This is a genomic window from Tessaracoccus sp. O5.2 (assembly GCF_964266725.1).
Lineage (GTDB): Bacteria > Actinomycetota > Actinomycetes > Propionibacteriales > Propionibacteriaceae > Arachnia > Arachnia lapidicapta.
In genome coordinates this window covers 1-11794 of the sequence record NZ_CAXWGV010000025.1, presented here as the reverse complement: position 1 = coordinate 11794, position 11794 = coordinate 1, and the positions used below count along the sequence as shown (strand labels likewise).

Sequence of the window (11794 nt, the reverse complement as noted above, 5' to 3'; positions counted from 1 at the left end):
ACCGCGGACGCGGCCAGGCAACGGATGTCGTGTCGGGCAGATCCCATGGCCACCACCGGGCAGATTTCATGACCGCCAGCGGGCAACTACATGACCGTCACTGGGCATTTTTCCGTGTCCGCCGACAGACCCGCCACATTGCCTCGGTGACAGTGAGGTCCGTCTCGCGCAGGTACCTTGCCAAGCGTTCGGCTCGCACCATCGTTAGGAACGCGAGCGGTGTCTTGCCAAAGGCGTCGACGAACACCCTGCCTAGCTGAGCAGCCGACAGGTGTACTTCCATGGCCAAAGCGGCGAGAGTCCATCGCCGCTCGGGTGATGTCCGCAACAGCTCAGCAACTCTGCGGGCCTCCTCCCTGATGGGAGCGAACCGTCGTTCCCTCGGCAAGGTTGGCCGGACATGACTCGGCCGGGCGGCTGATATCCGCACCGGGGACGCCTTGATGAACGGGGCAATGACGTGTGCTATGGAAAACCACAGGGCCTGCATCCGGAAGAAGTAGCGAGCAACGGGCCGCTCGGCGCTCAGCGCGACCATCTCGTCGAGCCAAGTTGTGAGTGCCTCGGCCTGCCTTTCACCGAGGCTGAGAACCTGCGCTGGCTCGGCGTAGATGGTCGCCGCGAAGTCCTGAGCATCAAGCCGATCCCGCACGAGCCCAGCGTGCTGCCAGTAGACCTGATCGATCACATAGTCCGTATCCGCATGGATCGTGGTCAAGGTGATGTGGCCCTCAGGCTCGCTTCCGCACAGGACGTTTGCTGCAAGGAGGACCACATCCCCCGTCTTCACAAGCCTTTGCCCCAACTCGCCAACGAGGAGTGCGCTACCACTACGGATCACGATGACTCTGACACAATCGAGAGCCGCGGGGCCGATGGGGCGAGAGCCGGCGTACGTGCATGCCCAAACCGGCCAGTAGTCGCTGCCGACCCGCAGTGGCTCAGACATGTAGGCAGTACCGCACCCGCAGCGGTCTACTCAGCGAGCGCCTGGTCGAGCATGGTGGTGAGGTCATCAAGGGTCTCAGGACTGATCAACTCTCCATTGAGGAAGAAGGTTGGCGTACCAGTCACGCCCAGGGCCACACCGTCGTTGAAGTCGTTGCGGATGAACTGGAGCGTGGCCTCAGAGTTGTACGCGGCGTCCCATTGCTCAAGGTCGAGGCCGAGTTCTTGGGCGTACTGGCGGAACAGGTCGTCTTTGGGTATCTGCTGTTCACCCCACTCGGTCTGGGTCTGGTACATCTTGGTGTACATCGCTTCAAGTTCTCCTTGCTGAGCGGCGGCTTCGACCGCTCTGGCCGCGCGTTCGCTGTTGAAGTGGCTGGGTAGCGGGAAGTACCGGATGACAAAGGACACTCGATCGCCGTAGGTCTGCCGGAGTTGCTCGATCGCCGGGAAGACCGCGGCGCAGGCCTCGCACTCGAAGTCCAGGAACTCTACGAAGGTCACAGTGGCATCTGGCGCGTCGTTGAGTCGGCGGGAGTCTTCGCGTACCACGAGCGCGCCGGAGGTTTCGGTGGGGACGGGTGTGGACGGCTCGACGACGGCGGCGGGCTGGCGACTGGCTTGGATGATGCCGAAGATGACCACCGAGATCACCAGCACCGCGCAGATCAAGATGATGGTTCTTCGGGCGCCACGTTCCCCTGGTTCGGGGCGTTCGTCGACGATTGGCTTCTTGGGCTTCTGATTGCTGGGCATGTAGGGCTCCTTGCCGGAAGATGTGGGTAGGACGCGTGCTGACTGGCGGCGACGCGGTGTGTGGGCAGGTCGTTTGGTTGGGGTCCTTACCCGAAGAGGGCTGGACCGTATTTGGCGAGCACCAAGGTGGTGATCGCTCCGAGCCAGAGCACGACGAGCAGGTTGTCGACTCCCAGGCGAAGCCCTTTGGTCAAGGTCTTGTGCAGGCTCGTTGGGAGGAACAGGTTGTTGTCGCGCAGGTTGACGTGGGTGAGTGATGCGAACACCAAGGTGGTGGACACAGTCACCAACAGGCACCAGGGGCACAGCGCCCCGATGACAAAGGTGGACTCGAAGAACAGCCAGTAGGCGAACACGAAGCCCAGGCCATAGACGATCTGGGCGGCGAGCATGAAGCCTCGCGGAAACCTGACGCCGGCGAGGCTGGCGACCGCGATGGTGATGACTACGGGCTCGGCCATCAGGCCGAGGAACGCGTTCGGGAATCCGAACAGTCCGGCCTGCCAGGATCTGGCGACTGCGCTGCAGTTGATGACCTCGTTGAGGTTGCACGGAAGTCCGACTTTGGGGTCGGCCGCTAGCCGGACGGCGTCGGTGGACAGGACGAAGGAGGCGTACAGGCTGAGGCAAGCCGAGAAAAGCATGGTGGAGAAGATCCACCTGTCGGTCTGTCTGAACCGGTGGATGCGCTCCAGAAGGTCGTCTGATGTGGTCAAGGTGGTAGGACCTGTCTGTCGTCGTTCGGACACACCGCAGCGACGCGCCGAGCATCAGACCCTCGGCGTTCACCGAAAGGGCGCTCGTCTGTGCACTGGGTGCGAATTGAGTCGGTCAGCAGGACAGGGCGGGTGGGCCTCGGCGTTGAAGCGGGTGATAGGGGCGCCGTCCGGGGGCGGCAACCACGAGTGCCATGATGGCAACGTGGGCAGGTACGTGGAGGGTGGCCGGCCTGGCATCACTTAGGCGTGTCCGGAGCCAGTCGCGGGCCGTCTTTGCTGCCTGGCGGGCGTAGAGTCCCACGCCGAGCCCGAGCAGCAGACTGACCAGGCCGGCGATCAAGGTGGTTGCCGAGAGCACCACAAAGGACTGCGCGAAGCGTCCGAAGTTCAGCCCTGGCAGGTAGCTGTGCTCTGGGCACAGCTCGGACTCGACCAACAGATCGAGGTGGACGCCGAACGGCGCGATCAGGGGCACCTGGGGCATGCAGGCTGTATCGGCGATGTTCACCGACCTGACACCAGCAGCGAGATTGCTCGCACCGATGAGCATCAACGCGGCGGCGCCTGCGGCGCCACGGCGTTGTGATCTCATGCTCGCTCCTCGGGTTGTCGACGAGTCTAGCTCGTGGCCGAAGCGTGCCGCTGCGCTCTGTCCGACGACGGCACTACTCGCAGCGATTGAGGGTTGACGCGAGATCACGTGCCTGATGGAGTTTGACCACCTGACCACGAAGACGCTTGCAGGAGGCCCTTTACCGCGCTCGATGAGCTGTCCCACCGGGTTTCGGCGCCCTTGCTGGTGAACGCTGCAACCCGCCGCGGGGAGAACACCTACAACACCTCCCTGCTCTGGCCGGCCACCGACGGCGAAGTCCAGCTGTTCGACAAGGCCAACCCCGTACCCTTCGGCGAGTATGTGCCCGACCGCTGGCTCTACCAGCGAATCGCACCCGACCTGATCGGCCTGATCGGACGCGAGTACACCCCCGGCACCAACTCCCCGCACATCAACCTGAACGGCGTCGGGGTGGGATTGGCGATCTGCTTCGACGTCATCTTTGATGACGTCATCTGGCAGGGCGCCCAAGACGGGGCTCAGCTATACCTGCTCCAATCCAACAACGGCGACTTCCGCGGCACCGACGAGAACCTGCAACAGGCCGCCTTCGCCCGGATGCGAGCAATCGAAACCGGCCGAAGCGTCGTCAACGTCTCCACGACCGGCACCAGCCAAGCCTTCGCCCCCGACGGCACCCTCCTCGACGACCTTCCCGCCGACACCGCCGGCGCCCGCGTCACCACCATCCCACTACGCACCGGACTGACCCCGGCTGTCACTCTCGGCACATGGACCGCCGGCCTTCTGGCCGCGACCAGCCTGCTCGGCCTCCTGCTGCTCGGGTTCGCAGTTCGGCGCTAAAAGCTGCCACGCGCGTCCCATGTCCTCGACCCGGCCGATTCCGGCTACCGAGGGGGCTGGCGAAAGGTTCGCCCCATTCTTGGGACGAACCTGCCGACCCTAGCGGCGTAGTCGCGGTAGGCGTCGCCGTGGGCGGCGCGCAGGTAGGGCTCCTCGACCGCCCGGACTTGCACCTGGATGGCGACGAGCAGCACGACCGTCGCCGTCAACGAGGCGATCGTCGGGGCCAGCAGGAACAACCCGACGCTTGACACAGCCATCCCGGAGAACACCGGGTTGCGCACCATCGCGAAGGTCCCATCGGTCACCATCTCGGTGTGCTCCTCCGGGTCGACGCCAACCCGCCAGGAAGCGCCCATCTCCCGCTGCGCCCGCAGCAACGTCCTCATCCCGAGCAGTGCAAGGACCAGCCCGATCCCTTCCACGATCGTGCCGCCGGGGATGGTCAGGCGTCCGATGCCGACGATCTGCGTCACCGGGCCTGCCAGTCCGAGCAGTAGCGCGACCGCGAACAGCAGCTTCCCCCACCATTGGGCGGAGCCCGCCGCACCTGCTTTGAGTCGGAACCCCGTATCTCCGTTGCGGCGCAGGTGAACCACCGCTCGAAAGCCGAACGCCAGACCGAGACCGATCAGGTACAAGGCCAGCGCGATCCAGCCGTTCAGGGCCGTCACTCCACTCGCCCGTCCAACTCGGTCTGGGTGCGGCCGGCGAGTTCCTGCCGTGGAGCAGCCGATCCTGCACGTCCGGCCGGACGGTCTTCGTGGGTGATGCCGTGGTGGTCGCGGTTGTGGTCGAACCGCAGCAGTCGCAGGGCGTTGAGGACGACGAGGATGGTCGAGCCTTCGTGGATGAACACGATCGGACCCATCGCTAGCCCGAGCAGGCTGGCCGGCACGAGGAACGCGACGATGGCGAGGGCTGCGATGAGGTTCTGCCGGATGAGCCGGGAGGTTGCTCGGCTGAGTCGCACCATGAACGGTACCCGTCCGAGGTCGTCGGCCATCAGAGCGATGTCGGCGGTCTCCAGGGCGACCGCCGACCCGGCAGCGCCCATCGCGATGCCCAGGCTCGCGCTGGCCATCGCGGGGGCATCGTTCACACCGTCGCCCACCATCGCCGTGGTGCGACCACCTTCGGTGAGGTTGCGGATCGCGACCACCTTGTCCTCGGGCAACAACTCACCCATGGCCCGGTCGATCCCGACCGAGCGGCCCACGGCGTCGGCGACCGCCTGGTTGTCCCCCGAGATAAGGACCAGTTCCCCGATGCCGGACTCGCGCAGGACGTCGAGCGTCTGGCGGGCTTCGGCTTTGGGGGCGTCCATCACACCGATCACGCCGAGCACGCGGGCGCCATGGGTGACCACCATGGTGGTGCGGCCCTCGGCCTGGAGTTGATCGACCGAGGCCTTGACCTCGACCGGCAGCTCGTGATCGGCCTCGGCCATCATCCGGACGCTGCCCACCAGGACGATCTCACCATCCACCGTCGCGCGGATGCCGCGGCCCGTGACGGCCTCGAGGTCGGTCGCCACGCGGCGCGCGTTCGCTCCGACCAGTTCGGTGAGATCGCGGACGATGGCAGTCGCCAACGGGTGGTCGCTCAACGTCTCGGTAGCCAGGGCGATCGCATTGAGTTCATTGACGAGGACGCCTGGTGCTGGGATGGTGTCGGTTACCGTGGGGTGTCCCCAGGTGAGGGTGCCGGTCTTGTCGAAGGCCATGGCGTCGACCTTGCCGAGGGTTTCCAGAGGGGCGCCGCCCTTGACCAGGACGCCGGCGCGGCCAGCACGAGCGATCCCCGCCAGCACAGCTGCTGGGGTTGCGATCGCCAAGGCGCAGGGGCTGGCCGCGACCAGGACCAGCATCGCCCGGTAGAAGCTGTCACCGAACGGCTCGGCAAACCAGATCATCCCGACCGCCAACACCACGACCACGGCCAGGATGACCGCGGGCACATAGAACCGCTGGAACCGATCGATGAACCGCTGGGTGGGCGATTGGGCTGTGTCAGCCTCGGTGACGAGCTTCACCACCCGCGCCAATGTGGTGTCGGCGGCCGCTGCGGTCACCACCATGTCGAACGCGCCGGGGCCGTTCACCGTCCCGGCGAAGACCCGCGAGCCACTGGAGATCGCGTCGGGATTGGCCAGGGCCTTGGCGACGTCGGGCACTGCAGCCTTCTCCACCGGGATCGACTCCCCGGTCACCGCGGACTGGTCGATCGCCGTGCTGCCGACGCTGACGAAACCATCCGCAGGTACCCGCGAGTTCGGTCGCACGACCGCGACATCGCCCACCTGAAGCTCTTCCACCGGACGCTCGACAAGCTCGTCCGGGCCGACGCGGAGCGTGGCCGTGCGGGGTGCGAGCTCGCCCAGCGCCTTGATCGAGCGAGTCGCGCGGGCCATCGCGTACTCCTCCAGGGCGTGTCCGAGGCTGAACAGGAACAACAGCACGGCACCCTCGGAGAGCCTGCCGACCGCTGCTGCACCGGCGGCGGCCACGATCATCAGGAAGTCCACTTCGAACCGGCCCCGGCGGATCGAGCCCCACGCCCCCCGCACGGTGAAGAAGCCCCCATAGAAGTAGGTCGCAAGATACAGGCCCAGCACCAGCGGTTCCGGGGCGCCAAAGCCGAACTCAGCGATCAGCCCCGCGATGTAGGTCACGCCGGAGGCGATAGCGAAGTACAGCTCCCACCTGCCCTGTCCGTGGGAGTCGTCTTCGTGATCTTGATGCGCAGCACTCATGATCTATACATATCATGATGTAATGATGCATTGCCACAGATCGCTCAGAATCTGGTTGGATCAATCCAGGCCGCGTTCCGGAAGAGGGGTGGTTCATGAGGTTGAATGCCAGCGAAGCCGAGCGCATCGCGGAGGTGATGGGCGGCCTGGCGACGCCGGCGCGCGTCCTGATCCTCGCTCGCCTGCTGGACTCCCCGGCCACCGTCAGTGAGCTCGTCACAGAACTGGCGATGTCGCAAGCCTCGGTCTCCAACCACCTGCGCATCCTGCGCCACCTAAACCTCGCCGCCGGCGACCGGCAGGGACGCAACGTCCTCTATCGCCTGCAGGACGACCACGTTCGAGCGATGGTCGAACAGATCCTGAACCATGCCAGTCACGACTAGAACCCTGAATGGAATCTGAGAAACTCTTAGGCTAGTCTTACCGCCGTCGAGAGGGGACGGGGTGGCTGCCAGCGAGGTTCGCGCGAAGCGATTGCCGGGAACGGCAAGGATTATCGCTCTGGCAGCTGCCGTCCTCATCGGCGCCAGCGGGTCGCTGGACCAGGGACACACGGCTCATGCCGCTGATGCGCCGTTGCCCCCCGCCTCGGCGGCAGCCGTCGCCGCTGAGCGGGCGCCCACCTTCGAGGACCTGCTGGAGAACCGCAGCAAACAACTCCAGGCAACCGCCGCTCAGGTCGACCAGGTGCGGTTCCAGTCTCTCCTCGCCAAACACGAGAAACGCGAGCGCAAAGTCGCCTCCGACATCGAGGCAGAACTCACCCGGTTGAAGGACCTCAGCAGGTTCACCTGGCCCACCAAGGGTGGCGTGGCCTCGGGATTCGGGATGCGCAAGCACCCCATCCTCGGCTCCATGCGCCTGCACAACGGCGCGGATATCGGAGGCGCGTGCGGGAACCCCATCTACGCCACTCAGTCCGGAACCGTGACCAGGGCCAACTTCAGCCGCAGCGCCGGCAACAACGTCCGGATCGACCACGGTCGTATCAAGGGCAAGAACGTCGAGACCTCCTACCTCCACATGAGCAAGTACGCCGTCAGCGCAGGCCAGAGTGTCACCAAGGGCGACGTGATCGGCTACGTCGGAACCACCGGGCTGTCCACCGCCTGCCACCTCCACCTAGCCCTCTACGAGAACGGCAAGGGTGCCGACCCTGTGCCCTACCTCGTGAAGGACTGAGCGGTGGCCATCTCCCAAGCTCGGACTTCTCCGACCACCAGTGCCGGCATCCAACCACCCCGCGACACCGGAACCTCACGTCGAGCACTGCTGGGCGGTGGATTCGCACTCGCCGGCAGCTGGCTTCTCACCGGATGCGTACCCGCGGCGAGCGACCCTGCGATTCCCGGTGGCTCGCGGTGGCCACGTGGATCGCTCACCGATCAACCCATCGTCCAGAAGACGCTGCGGGCAGCGCCTTCGATCATCGACCTCGGCGGCACGTTGGCCGAGGCCTGGGCCTACAACGACACCCTTCCCGGGATCGACCTTCGAGCCAACCCGGGCGATCTGCTGCGCCTCAACCTGGACAACCAACTCCCCAGCCCCACCACGATCCACTGGCACGGAATGCCCATTCCGAACGACGTCGATGGCGTCCCGGGACTCACGCAGAACCCGATCCAGCCAGGGCAACAGCATCTCTACGAGTTCACCGCACCCCAGCCCGGCACTTACTTCTTCCACTCGCACGTCGGAGTCCAACTGGACCGCGGCCTCTACGGGCCACTGATCGTTGATGATCCCGTAGAGCCGGGCCGTTACGACGCCGAATGGACCGTAGTCCTGGATGACTGGCTGGTCGTCGACGGTCAAACCCCTGAGGACATGTTCCGGCGCCTGAACGCCCGCCGCCCCTCGACCACCGGCACCCAGGCCGTTCAGCTGTCCTCCCGCAACGAGCCGTTCTTCGGCGACGCTGGCGACATCCCCTATCCGCTCTACCTGATCAATGGAGCAGTACCGACAGCGCCCGTAACCCACCAGGGCCGCCCCGGCGACCGTGTCCGGCTCCGCGTGATCAACGCCGCCTCGGACACGATCTTCGCCCTCGCCCTCGGCGGACATCGCCTGACCGTCACCCACACCGACGGCCACCCGGTCAAGCCGCACACCACCTCCGCGCTCTATCTCGGCATGGGCGAACGATACGACCTCCTGGTCACCCTCGGTGACGGCGTCTTCCCTCTCGTGGCCAAGCCATGGAACAAGCCCGGCCACGGCCTCGCGCTGGTACGCACCGGGTCCGGGAGCCCACCGGAACCACCGGTCCAGCTGGCCGAGTTCACAGGCCAACTCACTCAGGGGCTCGACCTGTACCCGGAGGAGTCGTCGTTGCTCCCGACCCGGCCGATCGATGCGCGCGCGACCATCGAGCTGGGCGGGCAGGCCAACCCCTACCGGTGGGTCATCAACGGTGCGCCCTTCGGCCAGAATCAACCCCTTGAAGTGGTCGACAACGACCGCCTCCTGCTCGAGGTCGTCAACACCACCACACGCGCACACCCGGTGCACCTGCATGGCCACACCTTCGCGCTGGACAACGGACTGAGGAAAGACACCCTCCTGGTTCCCCCATCCAGCACCACCGCCGTGCACCTGGATGCCACCAACCCGGGAACATGGGCACTCCACTGCCAAAACGAGTACCACACCAAAGCCGGCATGATGCTCACCATGCGCTACAAGGGCCGCTGACCCGCTCGCCGATTGCCTCCGCCAGGCCGTGTCGCCCAACTACACTGGGCGTGTCCGGACGAGGAGCGCTGATGAGGAACCGTCACCACAGCCTCTGGAGCGCTGCGCTGATGACGGTGCTGGGCGGGATCGGCCTGGCTAGCGCGGCCGGCAGTCTGGACGTGAGCGACAAGACCTGTTCCCCGCAGCTTCCGCTGCTCGCCTCCGTGGGCGTCCACCTGGACCTGTTCGCACAGGCTCGAAGCTGCCCCGAACACAGCTATCTCCCCGGCAGCAACTTCGACACCACGGTACGGCTGTGGGTGCTGGTCTCGACCTCAACCCTGGCCGCCGGCATCGTCGGCGTGCTGCTGGCGCTGGGCGCAGGACTATGGGTACGCCGCACCCTGCGGTCGGCGCGCGACTGGCTGCACCGAAGGTTCCCGACGCCGTCATTCACCAGGCCAGTCGTGGCCAAGCCTGTACTTGCGGCCGCCACCCCGCGGCCTTTCCACTCTTTCGAGCACTATCAGCCATCGCAACGTCGCGGGCCACCAGTTTCGTTCTGCTGACTAGCCCTCTTCGTTCGCCGCGCCCAGCCGGATCGCGGCACCGCTTCCGCACGCGGTTCATGCCTCCGACGCCGTGGGCGTGACGAACGAGCCATCCCGATGGCGAACTCAGCGGGCAACCCAGGTTCGCACACGACGGACTCGATGGTGTCCTTCGGCCCGCTCCGCAGTTCACCGTCCGCTGCAAATCGCGGGAGCCGTCACCATCGCTACGCAGTCATCAGGAGACTGACATGAGCAAGGATCAATCGACTCACCCAAGCGCTGGTGACGCCCGAGCGGCGCCGCGAGCCCCCATCAGGCTGAGGACCAGGACGATCGTGATGCTCCTCATCGGGGTCGCATTCATCGCTCTGTGGGTCTACCTCGGACTCCAGTTGACCCGTCCGGTACCGACGCCGGCACATTCAACGATCTCGGCAGTTCACTCCAGGTGAGCGAGATCCAGGCAGTGATCCCGAGAGGGATAGCCGACTTCGTGCGAACAGTGGCGAGTGACCATGGCGGTGAAGCGGCCTCGCACACTGTCGTCTCTGAGTTGGCCCACCAGGGCCAGCGCCGACCGCAGCCCGATCGGGCGCGCGCACGGCTCTACGCCTGCGCCGGAGTTGTCGTGAAGATACACCCCTTTGGGGCCGATACAGCACTCCTACGACGCCGGCTGCAGGTCATCACCCAACCCGGAGCAAGCCGCTTCTGGGTTCAGCCACTGCACGGCATTCCGATACTCGCGCCCGACGGACAACTCACCACGATCTGGCCACGAGTAGCCGTGCTGGCTCCCGACCACCGGCCACCGTGGACGCAGTTGGGAACCCTGCTTGCTGAGCTGCATCGCACCCGTCCCGCTGGGTCGTCATTCCCGCAGGCGGGCGTGCTTGCCCGGCTTGGCCGGGCGATTGACTATCTGCGCCGCCGTCCCTACGACGACCTGATCTGGCTGGTCGAACTCGGCGAGAACCTTGCCAGCCGGCTACGCCGGCCACAACGCACCGCGATGATCCACGGCGACCTCCACCTGGGTCAACTGGGCCGCCCCTCGCCGGCGGGCGACTGGTACCTGCTCGACCCCGACGACACGGGCGTCGGCGACCCGGCCTGGGACCTTGCGCGCCCAGCCGCGTTCTGGGCGGCAGGGTTGCTCCCTGACGAGCCCTGGACGATCCTCCTCAATGCCTATCGAGCCGCTGGCGGTCCCGCCGTGCCGCCAGCCGGCGACCCCTGGACCGACCTCGACCCACCGGCTCGCGCCGCGACCCTGATCGCGGCCGCTCGCTCTCTCCGCTCCGGCGAGTCCCCAGCCACGACCCGCGCACTGCTACAGGCGTGCCGCCGGATGCAGGACAGTTGACAGCCCCAGCAGAAACCACAGGTGCCGGCGGTTCACCGTGCCACGCCGACATCCGAGTCAGCGTCAGCGACCCGCCTCACTCCGACGCCCGGGTGCATCCGCACAAGCCACAACGGCGAGCGGGCCGGACGGCCCGCGACCGAGGCTGTCCTCGTGGTTGGCGAGCACCGCCCGCGTCGCCACCAGTCGATGAACGCAGGTCCGCGAGACTAGCTGGAAAAGAACAACCCCGCCAGGCCGCCTTTGCGATACCGACGATCACCGTGCTTGCCCCAAGCGGGGCCATAGCCGGGCGGTGGCGGTGCCTGGCTGACGAACCGGCCCTCCATCTGCGTGAGGTGCTCAAGTTCACCGAAGTCGAGGAAGAGCCCTCGACAACTTCCGCACTGGGGACTGTACGTTTTCCGGTGTAACTCCGATGTAGGAGGTACCCGATGATGATGCAGGTTGAGCCGGTCGCTGAGGCGGTCGTGATGGAGGTCGAGGACCAGGTGACGGCGACGGGAACGGCCCCGCTGGTGGACAAGGATTTGGTGGCGCAGCTGGTGGGCGACGCGCAGCGGCTGGGGCTGTCGGTAGAGGGCGAGGGCG

Annotated in this window: 13 protein-coding genes; 6 read left to right on the top strand and 7 right to left on the bottom strand. The window is 66.0% G+C overall.

The window, feature by feature from the left end; genetic code table 11:
* Positions 1–97: 97 nt before the first annotated feature.
* The 4 genes from ACFQPD_RS09760 to ACFQPD_RS09745 form a co-directional block, all read right to left on the bottom strand.
* Entirely contained in the window at positions 98–949 is an 852-nt protein-coding gene (locus tag ACFQPD_RS09760; RefSeq protein WP_385900419.1) for a helix-turn-helix domain-containing protein, read from the bottom strand.
* Between the two features lie 26 nt (positions 950–975).
* A complete protein-coding gene (locus ACFQPD_RS09755) occupies positions 976–1704 on the bottom strand; it encodes a thioredoxin domain-containing protein (RefSeq protein WP_081683804.1) in 729 nt (242 codons plus the stop codon).
* An 86-nt stretch (positions 1705–1790) separates the two neighbouring features.
* Positions 1791–2420 carry a vitamin K epoxide reductase family protein gene (locus ACFQPD_RS09750; RefSeq protein ID WP_342371839.1) on the bottom strand — a complete coding sequence of 210 codons (630 nt, stop codon included), beginning with the start codon at positions 2418–2420 and terminating at the stop codon, positions 1791–1793.
* Positions 2421–2535: 115 nt separating this feature from the next.
* The gene (locus ACFQPD_RS09745; protein ID WP_342371840.1) at positions 2536–3015 is read right to left on the bottom strand and encodes a hypothetical protein; all 480 of its coding nucleotides are present in this window, start codon (positions 3013–3015) and stop codon (positions 2536–2538) included.
* A 207-nt stretch (positions 3016–3222) separates the two neighbouring features.
* Here ACFQPD_RS09745 and ACFQPD_RS09740 point away from each other — a divergent pair, with 207 nt between their 5' ends.
* Positions 3223–3843: an apolipoprotein N-acyltransferase gene (locus tag ACFQPD_RS09740; protein ID WP_385900417.1), complete on the top strand. Its 621-nt coding sequence runs from the start codon at positions 3223–3225 to the stop codon at positions 3841–3843.
* Positions 3844–3887: 44 nt separating this feature from the next.
* Here the strand turns inward: ACFQPD_RS09740 and ACFQPD_RS09735 are convergent, their stop codons facing one another.
* Together ACFQPD_RS09735 and ACFQPD_RS09730 are read right to left on the bottom strand one after the other, a co-directional pair.
* Entirely contained in the window at positions 3888–4517 is a 630-nt protein-coding gene (locus tag ACFQPD_RS09735; RefSeq protein WP_226996980.1) for an isoprenylcysteine carboxylmethyltransferase family protein, read from the bottom strand.
* Complete coding sequence (locus ACFQPD_RS09730) at positions 4514–6598, bottom strand: heavy metal translocating P-type ATPase (RefSeq protein ID WP_385900414.1); 2085 nt, start codon at positions 6596–6598, stop codon at positions 4514–4516. The genes ACFQPD_RS09735 and ACFQPD_RS09730 overlap by 4 nt, the downstream gene beginning before the upstream one ends.
* A 95-nt stretch (positions 6599–6693) precedes the next feature.
* Between ACFQPD_RS09730 and ACFQPD_RS09725 the strand changes: the two genes are divergently transcribed.
* From ACFQPD_RS09725 to ACFQPD_RS09705, 5 genes are all read left to right on the top strand, one after another.
* Complete coding sequence (locus ACFQPD_RS09725) at positions 6694–6984, top strand: helix-turn-helix transcriptional regulator (protein WP_026926296.1); 291 nt, start codon at positions 6694–6696, stop codon at positions 6982–6984.
* A 193-nt stretch (positions 6985–7177) separates the two neighbouring features.
* On the top strand, positions 7178–7783 hold the full coding sequence (locus tag ACFQPD_RS09720; protein ID WP_051215013.1) for a M23 family metallopeptidase: 606 nt from the start codon (positions 7178–7180) through the stop codon (positions 7781–7783).
* Between the two features lie 264 nt (positions 7784–8047).
* Entirely contained in the window at positions 8048–9301 is a 1254-nt protein-coding gene (locus ACFQPD_RS09715) for a multicopper oxidase family protein (protein ID WP_385900412.1), read from the top strand.
* 71 nt (positions 9302–9372) lie between these two features.
* On the top strand, positions 9373–9852 hold the full coding sequence (locus ACFQPD_RS09710; RefSeq protein ID WP_026926298.1) for a hypothetical protein: 480 nt from the start codon (positions 9373–9375) through the stop codon (positions 9850–9852).
* A gap of 433 nt (positions 9853–10285) precedes the next feature.
* Complete coding sequence (locus ACFQPD_RS09705) at positions 10286–11203, top strand: phosphotransferase family protein (protein WP_073186133.1); 918 nt, start codon at positions 10286–10288, stop codon at positions 11201–11203.
* Between the two features lie 209 nt (positions 11204–11412).
* Here the strand turns inward: ACFQPD_RS09705 and ACFQPD_RS09700 are convergent, their stop codons facing one another.
* Positions 11413–11649 carry a zf-TFIIB domain-containing protein gene (locus tag ACFQPD_RS09700; protein ID WP_385900421.1) on the bottom strand — a complete coding sequence of 79 codons (237 nt, stop codon included), beginning with the start codon at positions 11647–11649 and terminating at the stop codon, positions 11413–11415.
* Positions 11650–11794 lie beyond the last annotated feature (145 nt).